Origin of the sequence: Streptomyces sp. NRRL WC-3618 (assembly GCF_001280005.1) — a bacterium.
In the GTDB taxonomy this organism is placed as follows: Bacteria; Actinomycetota; Actinomycetes; order Streptomycetales; family Streptomycetaceae; genus Streptomyces.
In genome coordinates, this window is sequence record NZ_LGDW01000188.1 from 19,183 (window position 1) to 40,125 (window position 20,943).

A 20,943-nucleotide genomic window follows, 5' to 3' on the forward strand; every position below is an offset into this window, starting at 1 on the left:
TGAACACCAGGGGAATGCTCACCGGCATGGACAGAGCGAAGCCCCGAGCGGACACCAGGGCGGAGATTCTCGCAGGGCAGTTGCGTGCGGCCGAGGTGCTGATCGACCTCATGGGGGCGCGGCTTCCGCCAGTCGGCTGGTCGCTCGGGGAGGAACCCGTGCTTTACGGGGTCGTCCCTTTCGAGTTGAGCGACCAGGAGCACTACGCCGCGTTCTCCCACTGGGCCGCTGTTCTGGGGACGGAGCTTCGGACCGAGTCCGGCGTGGCTCGCATACCGATGGACGACAGCTCCGATTCAAGCTATTCGACGGGGCGGACCGAGGAACGCCACTGGGAGGGGCTGGAGGTGGAAGCGACCCGGAATGGCGTGCGGGTCGGGTTCTCCAGACATGTGGCACCCGGTACGGCCGCGCGGGCACGTGTGCCCGAGGCCGGACGGGTTCCTTCGTCGGACCCGGTCCACCGCGCCCAGCTCCAGGCCATGACAGCGCTCGTACAGCTGCTGAACGCCGGTCTGCCGTCGGCGACCTGGCAGATCCGTCGCACTCGTGGAGAGCCGGAACTGTCCGGCAGCCTGCCGTGGGCCCGCCGCAAGCAGGCTCCGGAGGAGCTGGCCGAATGGGCGGACTTCCTCACGACCTCGGTGCGCTACGGGCGCGACAAGCGGGACCTGGGCTACCACCGTTGGGGCGAGGTCACCGGCAGTGCCCACGGCGTCCCCGTCACCGTTCAGGCGACGACGCGACCTCCTTGGCGGGTCGTCTGGCAGAGGCTGCGCGACCGTCTGAGTCCGCGTCAGTAGGCGGCCGTCCACGGCCACACACGCCATAAACCTGCGTCCATCCCTCCCATTTCTTCTCTCACCCCCGTCGCAGCAGCGGACGTTCCACCAGGACGTACGACGTGAGGGCCGCGGCGATCGTCGCCGTCAGGCCCATCGGCAGCAGCTGGTCGTCCGCGACACCGAGGTCGGAGAGGAGGCGGATGACGGGGTAGTGCCACAGGTACATCCCGTAGCTGAGGTTCCGGCCGACCCAGGCGAGCGCCCCGACCGACAGCAGGCGGGACGGCCACGATCCCGGGAGCAGGTCCAGCGCCGTCACCACGGTGGCCGACAGGACGGCGGCGACCAGGAAACCGGCGGTGTACCAGACCGGGTTCCACGCGCTCGCCTCCGCGATCGGGATCCGCCAGGCGATCAGCCCCAGCAGCGCGAACGCGGGCCAGCACAGGCGTCCCGCCCAGCGGCGCAGCACCGCCAGCCGCGGGTCGTCGGCGCGGAGGCGGGCCAGGACCACGGCCGCCAGCGCGCCGATCAGGAGCTGGTCGGCGCGGGTGTCGGGGCCGTTGTAGATGCGGTGGGCCGCCGTGGGGTCCCACAGGGCGAGGCGCCAGAGCAGCGGCAGGACGCACAGGGCGGCCACCCAGGCCAGTACCTTCCGTGCCGTGGTGTGCCGTAGGAGCACCAGCAGCAGGAGCGGCCAGGCCAGGTAGAACTGCTCCTCCACCCCCAGCGACCAGGTGTGGCTCAGCGGGGAGGTGAGGTCGGAGTACGAGCCGGCCTCGCCCGCCCGTACGAGGTTGACCACCGACATCGCGGCCAGTGCCGCCGCCGTCCACGCCCCGTCGAACAGCGGCAGCGGGAACGCCAGGGACAGGAGCGCGGTGACCGCGCACATCGTCAGCAGGGCCGGCCCGAGCCGCAGCCACCGGCGCCGGTAGAACCGCCGCAGGTCGATACCGCCGGTGCGGGCGTACTCGGCGATCAGCAGGCGGGTGATGACGAAGCCGCTGAGCGTGAAGAAGACGTCCACGGCCACCGAGCCGCCGGGCAGCGGACCCGGCTTCACGTGGTAGACGATCACCAGTACGACCGCGACCGTCCGAAGTCCGTCCAGCCCCGCCACCCGCCCACCACCACGCGACGCCGACGGAAAGCCCCGCCCGCCGCCGGATCTGCGCCGCGGTGGCGCCACCCGCTCGAGCAGGGGCTGCGGGCTCCGCTCCATGGCCGAGTCAGCCGTGTCTACCGTGCTCCGGTCGGTGGGGGTGCTCATAACGACCGCGCCTGCCCAGCCGCGGCGGAGTCACACAAAGTCTTATGGTCCTCACAGGTTCGACGCGACCGGCCCGCGCCCTCTCTCCCAGCCGGTCTACTCTGTCGCCGCGTACAGCGATCGGCCATGCGGGTGAACGGCCATGTGGGTGAGCGGAGACGAACCAGAATGAACAGCCGTACCGGAGACTCCCGGAGAGTCGGCGGCAGCAGAACCAGGCAGCCGGGGCGGCGCGGTCCACGGATCCACCGGACGCGTACGACCGTACGCACCACCGGCGCGTCCATGAACGCGCCGAACGCGCCGAACGTCCCGCTCCTGTCGGAGCCCGCCCGGCGGGTCGCCGCCGGAAGCGTGCTGCTGCTCCTGGTGAGTGGCGTGATCACCGTGGGGGTGTGGTTCTGCATCACGTTCCAGACCGTCGTCACGCCGGTGCTGCTCGCGCTGCTGCTGTCGGCTCTGCTGGGGCCGTTCTACCGGCGCCTCGTCCGGATGAAGGTCAACAAGTCGCTCGCCGCCGGGCTGGCCTGCGCGGCCGTACTCGTCGTGATGGGCGGGGCCGCGTACATCGTGGCGACCTCCCTGATCGACAGCGGTGACCAGATCATCAGCTCGGTGCAGCACGCGGCGAGGGATCTCAGCGAGCGGTTCGAGACCGTCGGCAAGGGACTGGACGAACTCGCCACCAACGCCAAGGACCTGCTGTCCAAGTTCGGCGGCACCGCGCTCTCCGGTGTGCTGAGCGGTGTCAGCCTGCTCACCGAGATGACCGCCACCGCAACTCTCGCGCTGCTGCTCCTCTTCTTCTTCCTCCGCGACTCCGACAAGGCCATGGCCTCGCTGCACACGCTCGCGCCCCGTGACTCCGGCGCGACCCTGGAGGTCATGGCCCGCCGCGCCTTCCAGGCGATCGAGGGCTTCATGCTGGGGACGACGATCATCGCGTTCATCGACGCCGTCTGCATCACCGTCGGCCTGCTGATCCTCCAGGTGCCGGGCGCCATCGGGCTCGGGGCGCTGGTGTTCATCGGCGCGTACATCCCCTATCTCGGCGCCTTCCTCTCGGGCGCGGTCGCGATCCTCGTCGCGTTCGCGGACGGCGGGGTCGACACCATGCTGTGGGTACTCGGCTTCGTCGTCGCGGTGCAGTTCCTCGAGGGGAACGTGCTCCAGCCGATCATCCAGAGCCGTACGCTCCAGATGCACCCGGCGGTGATCCTCCTGGCCCTCACGGCCGGCGCCTCCCTCTCCGGCGTCCTCGGCATGCTCCTGTCCGTACCGCTGACGGCGGCGGCCTTCGGGGTGCTCTCGGAAATGCGCGGACGGTACGAGGGAGGAACCGGCCGAGACGCCGAGGCGACGCGCTGACCGGACAGTGGTGGGAACGGGGGCGGGGCACCGGCGCCACTTCAGCAGCGGCACTTGGCGCCGCCGAACGCATCACGCGTAGCGAAGGGAAACGTCAGCATGGAGAACGTCAGCATGGAGAACGTCAGCATGGAGTCAGCGAGGCTGGTGCTCCGGCGGTTCACCCCGGCGGACGCGCCGGCATTGGCGGCGTACCGGTCGGATCCCGAGGTGAGCCGGTATCAGGGCTGGGAGGCGCCGGTGCCGTTGGCGGAGGCCGAGCCGCTGGCGGCCAGTTTCTCGGCCGGGGACCCGCGCGCTCCGGGGTGGTTCCAGTACGCCGTCGAGCGGCGGGACGTGCCCGGGCTGATCGGCGATGTCGGGGTGTGCCGGAGCGAGGACGGACGGCAGGCCGTGCTGGGCTTCACGTTCGCGCCGGAGTTCCAGGGACATGGGTACGCCACCGAGGCGGTCGCGCGGATCGTCGGGTTCCTGCTGGCGGAGGAGAAGCTGCACAGGCTCTCGGCGGGCTGCGACGCGCGCAACGTCCGCTCGGCCAAGCTGCTGGAACGCGTGGGATTCCGCCGCGAGGGCCACCTCGTCCAGAGCCTGTGGGTCAAGGGGGAGTGGACCGACGACGTCCTCTTCGGCCTCCTCGCCACGGAGTACGAGGGTACGCGGGACGGTCGCTGAGCCCGCGCGGGAACCGGTCACCGCCCCGCGCGGCAGGCCGGGGGCGAGATGTGCGCAACGGGGTCGGCGTCGAGTTGCAGGGCGTCCCGTAATCGGAAGAGCGAGTCCAACTCCGCGTGCTGCGCGAACCGTTGGAGGAGGGTGCCGATGAGCCGGTCGTCGCCGGCTCGCACCGCGCGGACGATGCAGGGTATGCCCCCGCAGTCGTCGGTGCGGTGGGTGTCCGTCTGGTTCTGCGTGTGCCCCTGCGTGTGCTTCTGCATGTGCTTTTCGTAGCACCCTGGGAGTCAATGCCGGGCACGCGGGCGCTCGTTCGGGTGAAAGGCCTACGAGGGACGCTTGCAGGGTGGCGGGACAGGCAACGCGCGCGACAGTCGCGTCGAACCTCAGTTCGTGACGTTCGGCGAGCTCACGCCTGGTCCTTCGCCTGGTCCTTCGTGTCGATCTCGGCGATCAGCGCCTCGATCCGGGCCCTGATCTCGTCGCGGATGGGACGGACGGCCTCGACGCCCTTGCCGGCCGGGTCCGTCAGCGCCCAGTCGAGATACTTCTTGCCGGGGAAGACCGGGCAGGCGTCGCCGCAGCCCATCGTGATGACGTAGTCGGAGGCCTGGACCGCCTCGGTGGTGAGGATCTTCGGCCTGGCGCCGGCGATGTCGACACCCGCTTCCTTCATCGCCTCGACCGCGGCGGGGTTGACCTGGTCTCCGGGGACGGAGCCGGCGGAGCGGACCTCGATCCGGTCGCCCGCGAGGTGGCTGAGGAAACCGGCGGCCATCTGCGAACGCCCGGCGTTGTGGACACAGACGAACAGCACAGAGGCGAGCGGGCCGGAGGAGGTCATGGAGTCGTCCTTTTCGGGGCTCGGATCGTCCCCGCGTGTGCGGGGCTGTGGTTCCCAGGGCTCAGCTCGGTTCAGCTCATTTCAGCTCAGCCCAGGCTGGTATCAGTTAAAGCTGATGTGACAGTATCAGTCCATGCTGAAGTCGGTCGACGCTGATCTGATGCGGGTTCTCGCTGACCCGCTCCGCCTCCGGATCGTCACCCTGCTCGCCAAGGAGACGCTCTGCAGCACCCATCTGATCGAGGAGACGGGGGTCAGACAGACCAACCTCTCCAACCACCTGAAGGTCCTGCGCGAGGCCGGGGTCGTGGACACGGAGCCGTGCGGCCGGTTCACCTACTACCGGCTCAGGCCCGACGTCCTCGCCTCCCTCGCGGACGGCTTCGCCGACCTGGCGGAGACCGCACGCGCCACGGCCGAGAACAACGTCAAACGGTCCTGCCCTTGATCTCCGCCCTTGATCTCCGCCGCCTGCGGCGACCGCATTGAAGGAGTCCTGTTGACACCGACCGAGGCTGCCGAAGCCGCCGAGCATCCCAGGCCAGCGGCAGGGGCGGCCGCGACCGCCACCGGACCACGGCCCGCGCCGGACGCCACCCCACCCCGTACCCCGCTGAAGGCCCGTACCCCGCTGAGGGCCCGGGCCGCGGCCGAACTGCTCGGCACCGCCCTGCTCGTCGCCGTCGTGATCGGCTCCGGCATCCAGGCCACGGAACTGACGAAGGACGTCGGCGTCCAGTTGCTGGCCAACTCGATCGCCACCGTCTTCGGCCTGGGCATCCTCATCCTGCTGTTCGGCCCGGTGTCAGGGGCGCACTTCAACCCGGTGGTCACGCTGGCCGAGTGGTGGACCGCCCGGCGCGGCGGCGACGGCGTCACGGCACGCGAGGTCGCGGTGTACGTCCCCGCGCAGATCGTCGGTGCCGTCGCGGGCGCGATCCTGGCGGACGCGATGTTCGGCGAGCCCCTGGTGGAGTGGTCCACGCACGACCGTTCGGCCGGTCATCTGCTGCTGGGGGAGGTGGTGGCCACCGCCGGCCTGATCCTGCTGATCTTCGGCCTGGCCCGCACCGACCAGCTGCGGTACGCGCCCGTGGCCGTGGCCTCGTACATCGGCGCCGCCTACTGGTTCACGTCGTCGACGTCGTTCGCGAACCCGGCGGTGACCATCGGCCGGACCTTCAGCGACACGTTCGCGGGCATCGCGCCGGGGTCGGTGCCGGGGTTCGTCGGTGCGCAGGTGGTGGGGGCGGTCGTCGGACTGGCGCTGGTGGCGCTCGTCTTCGTACCCGCCCGATCCGCCGTCAGGTGAGGTTCGTTCGGGCGTTCGTCCCGGCGTTCGTTCTCACCTTCGTCCGGCGGTGGTCGGCGCGATGGTGAGCAGCCTGCCCATCGCGGCCAGTACGGGTGCCTCGACCCGGTAGTAGACCCAGGTGCCGCGCCGCTCGGAGGTGAGCAGGCCGGCCTCCCTGAGCTTCTTCAGGTGGTGGGAGACGGTGGGCTGCGAGACGCCCACGTCGGAGATGTCGCACACGCACGCCTCGCCTCCCTCGTGCGAGGCGACCAGGGAGAAGAGGCGCAGCCGGACCGGATCGCCGAGCGCCTTGAACATCGCGGCGGTGCGCTCGGCCTCCTCGGCCGTCAGCGGGCGCTCGGTGAGCGGCGGGCAGCACGGCACGGCATCTCCCGTGACCTCGGTGGCCTCGGGTTCGAGCAGCGGCAGCACCTTCGTATTCGACATGTGTCTATGTTGACATGCGTCGAACCAGTGCAGCCAGAGGCCATCCCCAGTCATCCCCAGCCACCCCGCGGGCCGGTCCCGGGCGATCTGATTCGATAAACGTCTATGTTGACGCCTGTCGATACAAGTGCCATGCTGGCGAGAGCGGGAGATCGACGAACATCGAAACAAAGGGGACCCTCATGGCTGAGCAGCCGCCGCCCGTCGTGGTCATCGGTGCCGGTCCGATCGGCCTGGCCGCAGCCGCCCGTCTCGTCGAGCGCGGCATCGAACCGCTCGTCCTGGAAGCAGGCCCGGTCGCGGGCAGCGCCGTACGGGAGTGGGCGCACGTCCGGCTGTTCTCCACCTGGGGCGAACTGGTCGACCCGGCCGCCGAGAAGCTCCTCGCCCCGACCGGCTGGGTCCGCCCCGACGCCGCCACCTACCCGACCGGCGGCGACTGGGCCGAGCGCTACCTCCAGCCCCTCGCGGACGTCCTCGGCGCCAGGATCCGCTACGGCGTCACGGTGACCGGCGTCGCCCGCGCCGGCCGCGACCGCGTCGTCGACTCCGGCCGCGACGAGCAGCCCTTCACCGTGCACCTCCGGTCCACCGCGGGCGACGAGGAGCGGCTCACCGCCCGCGCCGTCATCGACGCCTCCGGCACCTGGGCCACCCCGGCCCCGATGGGCGCCGACGGCCTGCCCGCCCTCGGCGAGAAGGCAGCCGCTGAGCACGTCACCTACCGCGTCCCCGACCTCAACGACCCTGCTGTACGGGCCCGTTACGCGGGCCGGCGCACCGCCGTCATCGGCTCCGGCGCCTCCGCCTTCACCGCCCTCGCCCTCCTCGCCGACCTGGCGAAGGCGGAGGACGGCACCCACACGTCGTGGATCCTGCGGCGCGGCATCGGCGCGAACACCTACGGCGGGGGAGAGGCCGACCAGTTGCCCGCGCGCGGCGCCCTCGGCCTGCGGGCCAGGGAAGCGGTCGAGGCCGGTCACGCGAGCGCGGTCACGGGATTCCGTACACAGGCTGTGGAGCGGGAGAACGGCCGGCTCGTCCTCGTCTCCGACGACGGCCGCCGCCTGGACCCGGTCGACGAGGTCATCGTCCTGACCGGCTTCCGCCCCGACCTGTCGTTCCTCTCCGAACTCCGTCTCGGCCTCGACGAACGCCTCCAGGCCCCGACCGTCCTGGCCCCCCTCATCGACCCGAACGAGCACTCCTGCGGCACGGTCCACCCGCACGGCGTCAGCGAGCTCTCCCACCCGGAAGCGGGCGTCTACCTGGTCGGCATGAAGTCCTACGGCCGCGCCCCGACCTTCCTCGCCATGACCGGCTACGAACAGGTCCGCTCCGTCACCGCCGCGCTCGCGGGCGACCGGGAGGCCGCCGAACGCGTCGAACTCACCCTCCCGGCGACGGGCGTGTGCGGCGGCGCGGGTCTCTTCGACGAGCCGGAGAACGCCGGGCAGGACGGGGGCGGCGGTTGCTGCGCCGCCCCCGGCACTCTCCAGATCGGCGTCGGCGCCCCAGCCACCTCCACCTCCACCTCGATCTCCACCTCCGGCGGGTGACGGGGGAAACTTCGTGTACGCGGGCCAGGAGGCAGAGGTATGGGTATGCGGTGGTGGTGGGCCGGGGTGGCGATGGCCGTCGGAGTGGTCCTTCTGACAGCGTGCGGCGGATCGGCGGGCGGTGGGCACTCGGGCGTGCCGTCGGCGAGCCGCGCGTCAACGCGGTCACCGTCCGTCCCGGCGCCAGCGTCCCCCTCCGCCACGTCGGGGCGCTGCGCCGCCGGGCACGTGGACGTCGCTGTCGGTCCCGGTGACGCCGTCGCGCGGCGGCTGTGCGTACGGCCCAGCACGGTGGTGACCCTGGTCCTGCGGCCTCGTACGGACGACAAGCGGTGGACGGCCGTGCACAGCTCCGCGCCGGCGTTCGTCCTGGTGTCCGGCTGGCAGGTGCGCGGCGACGGTACGGCCCGTGCCTCGCTGCGGTGCGCGGGAACCCGTGCCGGCGCCGCCGTGGTCGGCGTGTCGGCGAAGGCGCCGGACGTCGCGGGTGCGGCGCGCGTCGCGTTCTCGCTGTACGTGAGCGTGGTGCCGTACGGGAAGGAGGGGTGACCCGGCGATGAGCCGGACCACCCCTCCCCGTAAGCCACGTCCGCAAGGTCAGCCGCAGTCCCGCACCCTGATCGCATAGATGCCGCGGCCGTGCGTGGCCGCGTACAGGGTGGTGCCGTCGGGGCCGAGCTTCAGCTGGAGCACGGCGACGGCCGGAAGGTCGCCGACGCGCTGCCACGTCGTCCGGCCCGGGGCGCGGTAGACGACGCCGAGGTCGGTGCCGACAGCGAGGCCGCCGTTCGGCGTGATCACGGCGGAATCGGCGGGCACGTCGGGGAAGTTCCTGGAGATGTCCTTCCAGGTGGTGCCGCCGTCCCTGGACTCGAAGACATGGCCGACGCCCGCACCCGGCCCCTCGGTCCACTGCCGGGAGAAGCCGTTGACCGTGAGGAACACATGGTCGGCGGTCTTCGGGTCGACGGCGAAGCCGCTGAGGTAGCGGTTGGGCACGGTCCCGTCGACGGGAAGCGTGATGTCGTGCCAGCCGGTGCCGTCCGCGTTGCCGACCGAGATCCCGCGCGCGAAGCCCTGGTTGTTGCAGGGGCCGCACCAGGCCGCGTAGACCTTGCCGCCGGAGGCCGCGACGGCCGTCGCGGTGTGGCCGGCGCCGAGGTCGTACACGCTGGTCCACTCGTCGCCCTTGCGGATGGCGTACCCGTGGGTCTGCACCCACACGTGACGGCCGCCCGCGATCCACGTGGAGGGGTTCTTCGCGTCGGCCGCGAGCGGGGCGATGAAGCGGGCCTCGCTGGTGGCGTTGTCGGGCGGGGCCACGTTGAAGGACGTGGCCTTGCTCGCATCGTCGATCCAACTGCCGTCGTTGACCGCGCAGTTCTGGGTCACCTGGATGGACAGGAAGACGTACTCCTCAGCCGTGTTGCAGCCGTTGGCCGGGTCGGTGAGGGTGTCGCCGCCGTCGCCGCCGAAGTTGGAGCCCATCACCCGGTCGTCGCCACGCAGGACGGACTGGCCGTTGTCCTGGAGACCGCCGGTGACCAGGACGCCCCCGTGGTCGAGGTCCTTGCCGATGCCGACCGAGTAGTACTGCAGGGTGTCGATGGTCCCGTCGTTCAGCGAGGTCCAGTCGGTGGCGTGTCCGGAGGCGTTCTGCCGGCCGTTCAGCGGGCGCTTGTAGACACCGCCGTCGTTGCCGACGTACACGAAGCTCCTGCCGTGGTAACGGCCGATCGCGACGCCGTGCTGGTCGGAGTGGGTGGTCTGGTCGCAGTCCCCGGTCTGCTTGGCCGGGTCGATGCCCCAGCAGGAGAAACCGAAGTTCCAGTACGGGCCCACGGTCGACCAGGTGCCGCCGCCGTCCCTGGACTCGTAGACCTCCTCGAGCCCCGCGTACACGTGCTGCGGGTCGCTCGGATCGACGGTCAGGAACTGGTTGTACCAGGCCTGTACGCCGGGCATGAAGCCGCTGGACGTCAGCGCCGAACCGGAGGCCGCCAGCCCCTTGTAGTCGGCGATCTTCGTCCAAGGCCCGGTCGGAGAGCCGGACTTGGAGACGTAGAAGCCCTCCAGGCCGCTGTCCGGGTTGGTGTTCAGCTGCTCCGGCGACTCGTCGATCGCGTAGTAGCGGGAGCCGTCGGCCGAGCGGGCGAAGGTGACGCTGCCGACGCCGTCCGCATCGGCCGGCAGATCGCCCAGGCCGCTGGTGATCCGGGTCCAGGTGCCGCCCGCGCCCTTGGTGTAGAAGCCGTTGTAGTCGTCACCGCTGCGCCAACCGACCGCGAGGACCACCTTGTTCGGGTTCTTCGGGTCGATCGCGATGTCGTTGGCGATGTTCTTGTACGGGGCGTTGGGGTCTGCGGCCTCAGAACCGCCGGGCAGGAAGCCGGGGTTGGGGGCGAACTCCAGCTTCCAGGCGCCCTTCAGTGTTTTCGTGGAGTGGCTCCACACGCCCTTGCTGGTCGCCGCCCACACCTTGTCGCCGCCGAAGCGCAGTTGGCGGACGGTGGTGCTCTCCAGCTCGTCGCCGCCGACCCGGGTGCGGGAGGAGAACGTGCCGTGGTGAGGGTGGGTCAGGACGTAGACACCGCTGCCGAGGTAGGCGTCCGCGTTGGTCGTCGCCTCGCCGGTGCCCAGCCACAGGCGCCCGGCCTTGTCGAGGGCGAGCGCGCCGGTGGACTGCGCGGGCAGCCGGTCGCTGATGGGCCGCCAGTGCCCTCCGCCCGACCTGGACCGCCACACCCCGCCGCCCGCGCTGCCGGCGTACACGTACCCGTCGTCGTCGGCGGCCATGGCGGCCATCCGGCCGGTGACATTGCCTGAGCCGCCACTGGAGTTGGAGTCGATGTCCCGGTAGCGCGGATCGTCGGAGTTGTAGGGAAGGTCGGTGACGTTGCGCCAACTGCCTTTGCTGCGAGGCAACTTGTTCAGACTCTGCCACGCGGCGCCGTACGCGCCCGGTGCGACGACACCGGGTGAGGTGCGGGCCTCGGCGTACTGGTCCGCGCCCTCGGCGATCTCGTCGGCCTCGTTGCCGTCGTCACCGTCACCGTCCTCGCCCTTCAGGCTGGGGGCGAACGTGCCGACCGACTGCTCGCGTTCCGCAGCGAGTTGGCCGAGAACGCGGGGTCCGAAGGGGCTGCCGCCACCGCCGGGCGCGGCGCTCGCGGGAATCGCGACGAGGGCGGCGGAGGCGGTGATGGCGCAGATTGTGAGCCGTCGTCTCTTACGGGTCGGTGCTGACACCGGGTCCTCCCAGAAGGGGCGTTGATGCAAGCGGTAACAGCGGTCGCAGGGGAGCCGACCACGAGCGGAGCAAGTTTCCGCCACACTTGGACATCCTTTGACCAGAACCTGTCGCTTCGTGTACGGCGCACAGCCGGGTCATGGCATGGCGAGTGCTTGCTGCTTGCCGGTTGCCGCGAGCCGCGAGCCGCGAGCACGGCGGTCCGGGTGTGACGCGGCTATCCGGGGCGACCGTCCGCGTTGTTGTTGTCCAGCAGGTCCCGGGTACGGCTCACCAGCGCCTCCCGTACCTCGTCCGGTGACACGACCCGCAGTGGTGTGGCCAGGCTGAGAAGGTACTTGGCGAGGCCGTCGGCGTCGGGGCCGCCGATGTCGACGATCGTCGCGCCGGGGCCTTCCGGGCGATGGGTGCCGACCGTCGGAGGGATCATCCGGAGCGCCTGGTCCATGGGCAGAGGGAGGCGGATCCTCACGTACAGCGGGTAGGCGCCGGCCGCGATGGAGCGGGAGACGAGCAGTGCCGGGTCGGGTGGGTCGACGAGGTCCACGGGGCGTCCGGTCGGCTGTATCCGGCCCACCCTGTCGGCCCGGAAGGTGCGCCACTCGTCGCGCGTCACGTCCCGGGCGACGAAGTACCAACGGCGTCCCGTGCGCACCAGGCGGTACGGGTCGACGTCGCGGACCGTGGCCGTTCCTTCCCGGTCGCGGTACGACATGCGGCTGCGCTCGCCCCTACGGCACGCGGCGGCCAGGTCCAGCAGAGTGCCGGGCGTGATCTGCGGCTCGTCGGGCCTCAGGGTGTGGACGAAAGCGGCGTCCATCTCGCCCAGCCGGTCCGCGATCCGGCGTGGCAGCACCTGGCGGAGTTTCAGCAGGGCGGACAGCGCGGCCTGGTCGCCGCCGAGTACGCCGCTGAGTGCGGCCTCGCGCAGCCCGACCGCCACGGCGAGTGCCTCCTCGTCGTCCAGGATCAACGGCGGTACTTGGGTTCCGGCGCGGAGGCGGTAGCCGCCCCACGGCCCGGGGTCGGACTCGACGCCGTAGCCGAGTTCCCGGAGCCTCGCGACGTCCCGCCGCACCGTGCGCTCGGTGACCGCCAAATGGCGGGCCAGCTCACCGCAGGTCCACGACGGCCGCGCGCACAGCAGTGAGACCAGTCGGAGCAGGCGGGCGGAGGTGCTGATCACGCGTGAAGTGTCCCGCACGATTCCGTACGACCAGGACCGAATCTGTCCTGGTCCCGGCATAGAGTCCTTCTCATGAGCCCAGAAAACGCATCAAACAAAATAAAAGAAACAAATACAACAAACACGACCACGACCGCGATCCGCTACGGGGCCGTCACCTTCGACTGTCCGGACCCCGCCGAACTCGCCCGTTTCTACGGCGACGCCCTCGGCCTGCCCGTCACCTACTCCTCCGACGACTTCGTCATGCTCGGCCAGGAGGGCTCGGCCGGACTGGGGTTCAACCGCCTGGCCGACTACCGGCGCCCCACCTGGCCGGACCCGTCGCAGGAGAAGCAGGCCCACCTCGAGCTGGGCGTCGACGACCTGGACGACACCCAGGCCCGGCTGCTCGCCCTGGGGGCCGTCGAGCCCGCCGTCCAGCCGCAACCCGGCCGGTGGCGGGTCCTCTTGGACCCCGCAGGCCACCCCTTCTGCATCACCACCCTGGTCTGATCGTGATCGGCAGACTGATGACGATGACAGCGCACCCGGGCCGGGGCGGCGAGCTCGCGGCCGTCCTGCTGAGGGTGGCGCAGAGGCTGCACGGGTTCCCCGGCTGTGAGATCTACCTGATCAGCCAGGACGCGGCCGATCCGGACACGGTGCACGTCACCGAGGTCTGGCAGGACGACGCCAGCGCCCAGGCAGCTCTCACGGCTCCGCCGACCGCAGACAGTCCGGCTCCCGCGGACGTCCTGGCGCTGCTGTCGTCCCCACCGCACCGGACGGACCTCACCGTCCTGGGCGGAGTGGGCCTGTAGGTGACGTGACTCAGCGACTCATTGACTCAGGACGGGCTGGTCTCGCCGTCGGTCGTCACGCCGAAGGCGTTCAGGAAGTTGCTGACGAGCTGGTAGAAACCGACCGTGATGACGAGATCGGAGAGCTGGCCCACGGTGAGGAACTCCAGCGCTTCGGTGCGTTCGGCGTCGGTCAGGGTGTGCCGGGCGAGCAGACGGTCCGTACAGCGCAGGACCGACGCCTCCTCCTTCGACAGCCCCTCCGTGGATCCGGTGCCGGCAGCGGCGATGGCGGCCTGACTCAGGCCGACGAGGCGGCCTACGTTCTCGTGGTGGTGGACCTCGTACGGCGCCTGGTAGACGTGGCCGACCCGCACGATGGCGAGTTCACGCAACTGGTCCGGCAGCGAGTTGCTCCGCAGGATCGCGTCGCCCAGCTGGAGGAGGCCGGGGGCGAGTGCGGGGGAGTGCATGATCATGCGGAAGACGTTGAGCGAACCGTGCTCGGCAACGGCTTCGCGCAGTTCCGCCGGCAGGGCCGACAGGTCGGGGTACTCCACGGGGGAACTCCTTCAAGCGGGGTGGCGGACCGGCCGGTTTCCGACTCGGACGGACTGATGCGGTGCCGTCCCACTGTGCCGCGCGGTCGGGGGACTTCGCGAGGCGTGGGTGCGGGGGGAGCCCGTAGTTGTGGGGGACCTGTGGGTCTGGCCGGACAGCGCGATGCCCTCTCCCGGAGGGGGTGGAGTGGAACAGCGACTGGGCGCCCTCAGCGGCTCGTACGAACCTCACCGGCCGAAGGCCGGGGGCGGGGCCGACCGCTGCCGCTTGGAGGAAGTGTTGAAGCTGGTCGCTCCCAGGGTGGGCGCGCGACCGGGATCAGCGCCGCCGTCCTTGCGCCGGTTGCGAGCCGGGGCAGCGGCAGCTCGGGTGAGGAGCATGAGGGAATTCTGAGGCGCCCCTCCCCTGTTCTGCGAGGAGCTGTTAGCTGGGCGCCGGCACACCAGTCCCCCAGCGAACCAACGTGCCCTGCCCCCCCGACGCCCCGTCTCCCGCACCGAAAAGGGCGAGGCCCGAAGACCCCGCCCGCTACCAGCCAAAGCCCCGGCTCACGGCTGAACCAGGCAATAAGGCTGATGCCCAGCTCACGCAACCGATGGCTGGCTTGTTATTGGCCGCCGGGCGGACTGGTCAAGTCAGTTCTGTAGCCAGGGCGCGGAGTGCGGGGACGAGTTCGGGATGGTCTCCACGTGAGGCGGACTGCAGCAGTTCGGTGATGACGATGATCTGCGCGACGTGTCCGGGTTCTGTCTTGAGTACGGGAAAGGTGTCGCGGACGCGCTGGGTGAATCTGGGCACGAGCAGGGAGTACCCCAGCAGCATGGCCGCGTCGTAGCCGACCGGCGCCTGGCCGAAGCCTTCCCAGTCGAGGAGGTAGGGGGTGGTGCTCGTGAGATTGGCGGTGTGCAGGTCTCCGTGGGCTGTCGTCCAGTCCGTGATGCGGGGGGCGGGGATGCCGAGAAAGCGGGGGACGCTGCGGTCCACCCACTCCTGGCGTACGGCCACGCGATCCGTCGGGACCCTGCTCACGTAGTCCAGGTCCGCTCGGAGCGAGTCCCACCACGAGACCGGCGGATCGGGATCCGTCTGCAGGACTGGGCTCGGAGAGACAGCGGGTTCGGTGACGTACTGGTGCAGTTCCGCGCGGTAGGCGTGGCCGTCGCTGCTCGTGTCCGAGGAGTCGTACAGCAACGGTTTGCGGACGTGTCCGTCGAACAGGGCGGCGGCCTGGCCGTTGCCCTCCCAGATCTTCCCGGCCGCCTTGTCCTCGGGTGCCGAGAGCAGCCTCAGCCAGCAGACTCCGCGGTCCGGGTGGTGGACGCGGCTGCTGAGGGTGCGGCCGTACCAGCCCCAGACCTCTTGACCGACGACCGTGGTGTTCAGCGTCTGCGCGGCCTGGACGAATGCCCGGTGCATGCGCTGTTGGTCGGCGGGGTCAGTCGGCGGCGAGTACATCCAGCACCTTTCGCAGCGTGGGGACCGGGATGGCCGGGCTTCGCAGAGCCGTTTGTGCCTCGGTCCAGTGTGCCGGGGTGGAGGTGGAGAGCAGAATTCGCGTCACTCCCGGGCAGGAGGCCGTGGCGAGGAGGCATGCCTGGGGGACGGTGAGATCCGGGCTGAGGAGTGCGGTGAGTTCGGGTGTGGCCAGGTGGGGAAGTTCCCCGCCGAACAGGGGTGCTGAGGCGTACACGTGCCATCCGAGTTCGGCTGCCTGAGCGATGGGACCACCTCCGTCCAGGGCCTGGGCGAATGCGGTGGCGGTGACGAGGGATACGGGCAGTTGGACGGCTCGCAGGTGGTGGTGTTCCGTGCCGGCGGCTTCGGCCGCCAGTTGGTGCAGGGCGGGGATGCTCAGGGCGCCGGATTCGAAGCCGTCCCAGGTGGCGACGCCGTACGCGCTCAGGGTGCCTGCTGCCGCTTCTGCTTCCAGGGCGATGAAGGCGTCGCGCAGGGATTCGTACGGGTCAGCGTCGGTGCGCTCGGGGTTGTGGGCGAAGACGAGGTCCAGGTGGGCGCGGCCGAGTTCGGTGCGGTTGCGGGAGCACTGCCAGTGGACGTACGGGGTGCTCAGGCAGTGTCCGTGTTTGGCGGCGTCGGTGCTGAGGGCTCCGTCTGCGACGGCGTCCTTGATGGCCCGGTCGGTGAGGAATCCGACCTTGGTGGAGACCGCGACGCGGTGCTGGGTGAGAGCGGGGGCGAGTAGTGACTGGGCTTGTCCGTTGAGGTAGTTGGGTGCTGTGTCGATCCATGCGGTGGTCGGGTCGGTGGCTGCGCGGGTGACGGCGGCGGACAGTGCGGACGGCTGGATGCGGTAGGTGCCCAGACCGAGAGAGGGGATCGTCATCGTCGGTCTCCTTGCACCACTGTGGCTGCTTGGCCGTTCATCAGATCGGAGACGACGGCCGTCACGTCCGCGATGGGGATTCCGGTTGCCGCGACGAGCTCGCCGACGGAGACGGTGCCGGGTGCGGCGGACGTCAGGATCTGAAGCAGAGGCAGAGCCTCCTTGGCCAACTCCCATTCGTTGTCGCAGGCTCGGAAGATCACTCCGTCCCCGTCGGGTGCGGGGCCTATCTGCGCGCGACTGCTGGTCAACTGGACGTGGATGTCCGGGTCTGCGGGGAGTCCGGTGATGTGAGGAAGGCTCGGGCGTAGGCGGGTGAGGTCGGTGCTGTCGCGCATCGCCGTGTAGCGGCCGAGCAATCCGGGGCCTTCAAGGGCGGTGGTGACCTCTTTGCGCAGTCGTTCCAGGTATGCAGCCTGTTGCGCTGCGGTGGCGTGCACAGGCAGGTCCTCGCGCAGGACGTCGTGGCGGCGTAGGTCGTCGGCGAGCCAGGACAGGAGCTGAGCGCCGGTGGTGGCCTGGATGCCGAAGGTGAGGTGGAGGGAGTGCTCGCCTTCGGAGGCGGCCACCGAGTGCCACCAGCCGCGCGGGAGATAGAGCATGTCCCCTGGGCGCAGGACCAGTTCCGCGACCGGGTTCTCCGGAGGCGGTTCGGGTTCGGCGGTGTCCTTGTACATGGGGGCGGCGCGTGTGGGGCCGTACAGCTTCCAGCGTTTGGCGCCGTCGACCTGGATCACGACGACGTCGTGGTCGTCCCAGTGCACGCCGAAGCCCTCGCGCGCGGTGAAGGAGGCGTACAGATTGGTCTGCACGCCGGTGCGCAGCCACTGCTCCAGTTCCATGGCCGCGCGGCCGATGGGCGGATGGAGTTCGTCGACAGCGTCGATGACCAGGGAGGCGCCCTCGGCGAGCCGGTCGTGCAGTTCGGTCGGGTGCAGGCGCTGCCAGACGGTGTGCCGACGGGTGGTGACGGGAGCGGTGTAGCGGTGGGCGGGCAGCATCTCCCCGTCCGCAGAGAGGCGGAAGCGGGGCGGCTCCAGGCGGTGGGTCGCCAGGATGGTGTTCACGTCGTCCCAAGTGATCAGCTCACCCGGGTTCGGGAGGGCGGCAGAGATGTGGCGGTAGCGGCGGTGGAGCACCTGGGCCAGGAACTCGTCCTGGCCCAGGCGAGCCGCCAGATTCAGCGGCGACAACGCTTCTCCTCCTGGATCAGTCGTTGCCGTCGGTACGGCCGGTGCTGCCGCCGTCGGAAGGGGTGACGCCCCGCTCGCGGGCGGCCTGGATACGGCGACGTGCCTTGACCAGTCCGGCCTGGGCCGGTCCGGTCGCCGGGATGGTGGTGTCGTTCGGCATGGCTCCTCCTGGGGTTCGGGATGAAACGGCATTACGGACCCGCCCCGGACGGCGCTCGGCCTGTCTAGGGTTCGGGCGGTTCTATCCGCCCGGGGCGGGGGCCTACGACCCGCCCCTGCCGGGGCCTCTCGGTCGGGGGGAACCTCTCGATCGGTTACGTGCGGCAGGGACGGGAATTCAGGGGCTGACTGGGGCGGTGGAGACCGCAACGTCGATCACGAAGCCGGACGAGGCGGCGATCAGTGCGATCGGAAGCGGGCTGTGCAGCGCGCCGATCGGCTCACGACGCGGCCTGTCACGGTTTCCACCAGGCACGCCATGGCCGGGTGATGATCTCGCGGTAGGTGTGGTGTGACGGGTTGCGGGAGCCGTGCTCGAACACCCAGTCCTGAGGTACGCCGAAGTCGACGCTGGGTGGGGAGGTCTTGCCGCAGACGGCGCATTGCATCGCGTATGTGGTCGGCTCCGCGTCCGGCTCCCGGTCGGGCTGGATGGTCCACTCCAAGTGGCGGATGACCGCGCGGGTATTCACCGGCCTGCCCTTTCGAGCTCGGCCTGTCTGTGACAGGCGCCGGAGGGATCCTCCTGGCCGGCGAGGACGTATGGGTGGGTTAGCGCGGCGCGGAGGGTGTCGACGTCCGTGAGGGTGTTGTCGTCGGGCAGTTCGCACCAGCCGCCGAACCAGTCGTCCATCAGCTCAAGGCCAGGGGCCACCAGCCAAGAGTTGCTGGAGAGATGCCGAACGGGCAGGTCGTCCCAACTGCCGAGGGTGCCGGTCCTGATCGCGTAGTAGAGGCGTTCGTTGGGCTTGTCGTACAGCACGGGGCCGATCGCCGCGCCGGTGGCGCGGAGGTGAGCCAAGGCCAGGAAGCCGATGTCCGCGGGGATCCGTACGAGGTCCCAGTAACCGCCGACTTGGAGCAGGCGCAGTCCGGGCACATCGTTGACCATGAGGGCGCTCCGCAGTGCTTCGCGTAGGAACATCACGTGCCTCCTTGCCATTGGAGGCTGGAACTTGCGCCGAGTGAAGGCGAAGGACCAGTGGTCGCCCTGGTGGAACGGACCACGATCAGACGGGTGCTGGTCGCGGTTATCTGCCGCTTCCGCTCGTTGGCGGTGTGCTTGGGGCCGAGGTGGCTGAGGACGGGGATCACGGTGCCGTAGGTGTCGGGGAGTTCCAGGGCGTCGAGGAGGCCGACGAAGGCGGGGGAGCGGACGGTCACGGTCGCCTCGCGGTCGGTGAAGACCCCGCACAGGGTCAGTTCGTGCCGTCGGCAGTACTCGGTGAGGCAGTCGACCAACGCCGCGTGGCGGGCCTGTCCACCGGTGACGTGGCGTATGTAGCCGAAGACATGTGGGCCGGTGACCGGGCGGCGTTCCGTGATGAGTTCCTCGTCCATGTCCATAGCGTCGGCCGGCGTGACCGGCCTCGAAATGACCTGCTGTTGTACTTCCGTTGCACTTCTCGCCCTGCGTCGTCACAGAGGGTGCTTACATACGTGACGGAGGGGAGGTAATCCGTGGTCAGCGTGCAGCAATGGACAGGCCGGGAGGCGAGCGCTCTGCGCGCTGCCCTGCGGATGAGTACGCGCGCCTTCGCCGAGCACTTGGGCGTCGCCCTGCGTACGGTGGCCAAGTGGGAGAGCCTGCGCGCCGAAACGCAGCCGAGGCCCGATACCCAGGCGATCCTCGACACCGCGCTCGCCCGTGCCGATGCCGCCGCCCATGCCCGGTTCGAGGCGGTGCTGTTCCCGGAGCGGAAGAGCGCGAGGCCGGCGGACTACGAGACCTGGACCGAGGACATCGAGCGGGCCGTGGTCTGCGTCAGCCGCCAGAACTTCTCCTTCGCCTCCACCTTGTTGAACCGCTGGCTGGGGAGTCACGACCCGCACCGCCTGGAGGACAAGGGCCTTTATCTGTACGGCCGTTCGCTCGTCCTCCTCGGTGACCTTCAGCGGGACCAGGGCGCGATCCTCGGCCCGCTCTCCGCCCTTCACTCCTACCGGACCGCCCGTGGCATGTTCACCGAACTCGACATCCCGCGCCGGGTGGCACAGATCGAGCTGTCCATCGCCGTCGTACAGGAGATGTCCGGCCAACTCGAAGCCTCCGCCCGCCACTACGAACTCCTCGCCACCGACGAGCGCCTGAGCCCTCGCGACCGCGCCAGGGCCCAGCTCTGGGTGGGTACGGCCTTGAGTAAGGAGGGCAACAACGAGTACGCCACCAACGTGATGGTGGACGCCACTCAAGCGTTCGAGGACCTGGGCGAGCCGGAGGACTGGTCGGTCGCCCACCAGAAGCTGGCCCTGGCCCACCGCGGCGCCGGTGATCTGAAGCAGGCCCTGCACTACATCGATATCGCGCGTACCACCGGCACGGTCGACTCTCCGATGCAGCGGGTGCGGTTGGACACCGCGTACGGGCACATCCTTCTGTCGGATGCGGCGACCCGGAATGATGGGCTGTCCGTCCTCGATCAGGCGGCACAAGTGGCTCAGCAGTTCGGGCTGAGCCACCAGCAAAGATGAGCCAGGGAGTGCACGTGCCGGAGCACCAGCAGCGCCAGATCACCGACGAGCAGTTCCACGACGCGACGTTGATCTGGAACTACCACCAGATGGGCCACGAGCAGCGGCCCTGCTCGGCGGCGATCGGCCTGGGCAGCCACGACCTGGGCGTGGCCACCACGGCCGCCGACCTCTACCGCGCCGGCCTCTTCCCCGTCGTGGTGTTCAGCGGCGGCAACAGCCCCACCACCCGAGCCCGCTTCCCGCGCGGCGAGGCCGTCCACTTCCGCGAGCATGCGCTTGCCCTGGGTGTGCCGGACGAGTCGATCCTGGTGGAACCGAAGGCGGCGAACACAGGCCAGAACATCACCTTCTCCCGCGAGCTGCTCGCCGACGCCGGCGTGGAGGTGGAGTCGCTTCTGCTGATCTCCAAGCCGTACATGGAGCGCCGCTCGTACGCGACCTGCCGCAACTTGTGGCCGGACGTGGAGGTGGTCTGCGCCTCCGAGCCACTTGAGTTGGACGACTACATCAAGTCCATCGGCGACGAGAAGCTCGTCGTCGACATGCTCGTCGGAGACCTGCAACGGGTGATCGAATACCCGAAGCTCGGCTTCGCCGTTGAGCAGGACGTACCGAAGGATGTCCATGACGCCTACGAGCGCCTTCTACAGGCCGGATTCGACAGCCGCCTCATCAGCGCCTGAATCACCCC

25 protein-coding genes and 1 pseudogene are annotated in these 20,943 nt (G+C 69.9%); 12 read left to right on the forward strand and 14 right to left on the reverse strand.

Annotation, left to right across the window (positions count from 1 at the left end):
* Positions 1-26: 26 nt before the first annotated feature.
* A complete protein-coding gene (locus ADL01_RS18710; RefSeq protein WP_159049569.1) occupies positions 27-803 on the forward strand; it encodes a hypothetical protein in 777 nt (258 codons plus the stop codon).
* Between the two features lie 58 nt (positions 804-861).
* Here ADL01_RS18710 and ADL01_RS18715 read toward each other — a convergent pair whose 3' ends face one another.
* On the reverse strand, positions 862-2,058 hold the full coding sequence (locus ADL01_RS18715; protein WP_053743151.1) for an acyltransferase family protein: 1,197 nt from the start codon (positions 2,056-2,058) through the stop codon (positions 862-864).
* A 285-nt stretch (positions 2,059-2,343) separates the two neighbouring features.
* Here ADL01_RS18715 and ADL01_RS18720 point away from each other — a divergent pair, with 285 nt between their 5' ends.
* Both ADL01_RS18720 and ADL01_RS18725 read left to right on the forward strand, forming a co-directional pair.
* Complete coding sequence (locus ADL01_RS18720) at positions 2,344-3,426, forward strand: AI-2E family transporter (protein WP_078960605.1); 1,083 nt, start codon at positions 2,344-2,346, stop codon at positions 3,424-3,426.
* A 99-nt stretch (positions 3,427-3,525) separates the two neighbouring features.
* Positions 3,526-4,098: a GNAT family N-acetyltransferase gene (locus tag ADL01_RS18725; protein ID WP_234354706.1), complete on the forward strand. Its 573-nt coding sequence runs from the start codon at positions 3,526-3,528 to the stop codon at positions 4,096-4,098.
* Between the two features lie 17 nt (positions 4,099-4,115).
* Here the strand turns inward: ADL01_RS18725 and ADL01_RS18730 are convergent, their stop codons facing one another.
* Positions 4,116-4,361, reverse strand: coding sequence for a hypothetical protein (locus tag ADL01_RS18730; RefSeq protein ID WP_053743152.1), 246 nt, complete (start codon positions 4,359-4,361; stop codon positions 4,116-4,118).
* Positions 4,362-4,507: 146 nt separating this feature from the next.
* A complete protein-coding gene (locus tag ADL01_RS18735; RefSeq protein WP_053743153.1) occupies positions 4,508-4,942 on the reverse strand; it encodes an arsenate reductase ArsC in 435 nt (144 codons plus the stop codon).
* Between the two features lie 133 nt (positions 4,943-5,075).
* Here ADL01_RS18735 and ADL01_RS18740 point away from each other — a divergent pair, with 133 nt between their 5' ends.
* Together ADL01_RS18740 and ADL01_RS18745 are read left to right on the forward strand one after the other, a co-directional pair.
* Positions 5,076-5,390, forward strand: a complete 315-nt coding sequence (locus tag ADL01_RS18740) for an ArsR/SmtB family transcription factor (protein ID WP_053743154.1) — start codon at positions 5,076-5,078, stop codon at positions 5,388-5,390.
* A gap of 51 nt (positions 5,391-5,441) precedes the next feature.
* Positions 5,442-6,254 carry an aquaporin gene (locus ADL01_RS18745; protein WP_053743155.1) on the forward strand — a complete coding sequence of 271 codons (813 nt, stop codon included), beginning with the start codon at positions 5,442-5,444 and terminating at the stop codon, positions 6,252-6,254.
* A 33-nt stretch (positions 6,255-6,287) separates the two neighbouring features.
* Here ADL01_RS18745 and ADL01_RS18750 read toward each other — a convergent pair whose 3' ends face one another.
* Entirely contained in the window at positions 6,288-6,683 is a 396-nt protein-coding gene (locus tag ADL01_RS18750; RefSeq protein WP_053743156.1) for an ArsR/SmtB family transcription factor, read from the reverse strand.
* A 182-nt stretch (positions 6,684-6,865) separates the two neighbouring features.
* Here ADL01_RS18750 and ADL01_RS18755 point away from each other — a divergent pair, with 182 nt between their 5' ends.
* Together ADL01_RS18755 and ADL01_RS18760 are read left to right on the forward strand one after the other, a co-directional pair.
* Positions 6,866-8,242, forward strand: a complete 1,377-nt coding sequence (locus tag ADL01_RS18755) for an NAD(P)-binding domain-containing protein (RefSeq protein WP_053743157.1) — start codon at positions 6,866-6,868, stop codon at positions 8,240-8,242.
* Positions 8,243-8,470: 228 nt separating this feature from the next.
* On the forward strand, positions 8,471-8,791 hold the full coding sequence (locus ADL01_RS18760; RefSeq protein WP_053743210.1) for a hypothetical protein: 321 nt from the start codon (positions 8,471-8,473) through the stop codon (positions 8,789-8,791).
* A gap of 48 nt (positions 8,792-8,839) precedes the next feature.
* Here ADL01_RS18760 and ADL01_RS18765 read toward each other — a convergent pair whose 3' ends face one another.
* Positions 8,840-11,491, reverse strand: coding sequence for a hypothetical protein (locus tag ADL01_RS18765; RefSeq protein WP_053743158.1), 2,652 nt, complete (start codon positions 11,489-11,491; stop codon positions 8,840-8,842).
* Between the two features lie 218 nt (positions 11,492-11,709).
* Positions 11,710-12,678 (reverse strand): helix-turn-helix transcriptional regulator, encoded by a 969-nt coding sequence (locus ADL01_RS18770; RefSeq protein WP_053743159.1) that lies wholly within the window; start codon positions 12,676-12,678, stop codon positions 11,710-11,712.
* 72 nt (positions 12,679-12,750) lie between these two features.
* Between ADL01_RS18770 and ADL01_RS18775 the strand changes: the two genes are divergently transcribed.
* Both ADL01_RS18775 and ADL01_RS18780 read left to right on the forward strand, forming a co-directional pair.
* Positions 12,751-13,173: a VOC family protein gene (locus ADL01_RS18775; protein ID WP_063783544.1), complete on the forward strand. Its 423-nt coding sequence runs from the start codon at positions 12,751-12,753 to the stop codon at positions 13,171-13,173.
* 23 nt (positions 13,174-13,196) lie between these two features.
* The gene (locus ADL01_RS18780; RefSeq protein WP_234354707.1) at positions 13,197-13,481 is read left to right on the forward strand and encodes a putative quinol monooxygenase; all 285 of its coding nucleotides are present in this window, start codon (positions 13,197-13,199) and stop codon (positions 13,479-13,481) included.
* 26 nt (positions 13,482-13,507) lie between these two features.
* On the opposite strand, the gene ADL01_RS18785 is transcribed toward ADL01_RS18780, so the two are convergent.
* Positions 13,508-14,020, reverse strand: a complete 513-nt coding sequence (locus tag ADL01_RS18785) for a carboxymuconolactone decarboxylase family protein (RefSeq protein WP_053743161.1) — start codon at positions 14,018-14,020, stop codon at positions 13,508-13,510.
* Between the two features lie 202 nt (positions 14,021-14,222).
* Here ADL01_RS18785 and ADL01_RS47810 point away from each other — a divergent pair.
* Positions 14,223-14,333, forward strand: a pseudogene (locus ADL01_RS47810) (flavoprotein); the annotation flags it as partial.
* Between the two features lie 318 nt (positions 14,334-14,651).
* Here the strand turns inward: ADL01_RS47810 and ADL01_RS18790 are convergent.
* The 7 genes from ADL01_RS18790 to ADL01_RS18815 form a co-directional block, all read right to left on the reverse strand.
* Positions 14,652-15,437: a phosphotransferase gene (locus tag ADL01_RS18790; RefSeq protein WP_234354708.1), complete on the reverse strand. Its 786-nt coding sequence runs from the start codon at positions 15,435-15,437 to the stop codon at positions 14,652-14,654.
* Positions 15,438-15,456: 19 nt separating this feature from the next.
* On the reverse strand, positions 15,457-16,365 hold the full coding sequence (locus ADL01_RS18795) for an aldo/keto reductase (protein ID WP_053743163.1): 909 nt from the start codon (positions 16,363-16,365) through the stop codon (positions 15,457-15,459).
* The gene (locus ADL01_RS18800; RefSeq protein WP_053743164.1) at positions 16,362-17,558 is read right to left on the reverse strand and encodes a cupin domain-containing protein; all 1,197 of its coding nucleotides are present in this window, start codon (positions 17,556-17,558) and stop codon (positions 16,362-16,364) included. The genes ADL01_RS18795 and ADL01_RS18800 overlap by 4 nt, the downstream gene beginning before the upstream one ends.
* Positions 17,559-17,574: 16 nt before the next feature.
* On the reverse strand, positions 17,575-17,718 hold the full coding sequence (locus ADL01_RS45405) for a hypothetical protein (RefSeq protein WP_199834868.1): 144 nt from the start codon (positions 17,716-17,718) through the stop codon (positions 17,575-17,577).
* A gap of 295 nt (positions 17,719-18,013) precedes the next feature.
* A complete protein-coding gene (locus ADL01_RS18805) occupies positions 18,014-18,250 on the reverse strand; it encodes a hypothetical protein (RefSeq protein WP_053743165.1) in 237 nt (78 codons plus the stop codon).
* Positions 18,247-18,702 carry a hypothetical protein gene (locus ADL01_RS18810; protein WP_053743166.1) on the reverse strand — a complete coding sequence of 152 codons (456 nt, stop codon included), beginning with the start codon at positions 18,700-18,702 and terminating at the stop codon, positions 18,247-18,249. The genes ADL01_RS18805 and ADL01_RS18810 overlap by 4 nt, the downstream gene beginning before the upstream one ends.
* The gene (locus ADL01_RS18815; RefSeq protein WP_234354709.1) at positions 18,702-19,118 is read right to left on the reverse strand and encodes a hypothetical protein; all 417 of its coding nucleotides are present in this window, start codon (positions 19,116-19,118) and stop codon (positions 18,702-18,704) included. Before ADL01_RS18815 ends, ADL01_RS18810 begins: the two co-directional genes overlap by 1 nt.
* Before the next feature lie 120 nt (positions 19,119-19,238).
* Here ADL01_RS18815 and ADL01_RS18820 point away from each other — a divergent pair, with 120 nt between their 5' ends.
* Both ADL01_RS18820 and ADL01_RS18825 read left to right on the forward strand, forming a co-directional pair.
* Entirely contained in the window at positions 19,239-20,249 is a 1,011-nt protein-coding gene (locus ADL01_RS18820) for a helix-turn-helix domain-containing protein (RefSeq protein WP_053743168.1), read from the forward strand.
* Positions 20,246-20,935, forward strand: a complete 690-nt coding sequence (locus ADL01_RS18825; RefSeq protein WP_053743169.1) for a YdcF family protein — start codon at positions 20,246-20,248, stop codon at positions 20,933-20,935. Before ADL01_RS18820 ends, ADL01_RS18825 begins: the two co-directional genes overlap by 4 nt.
* The last annotated feature ends 8 nt before the right edge of the window (positions 20,936-20,943 follow it).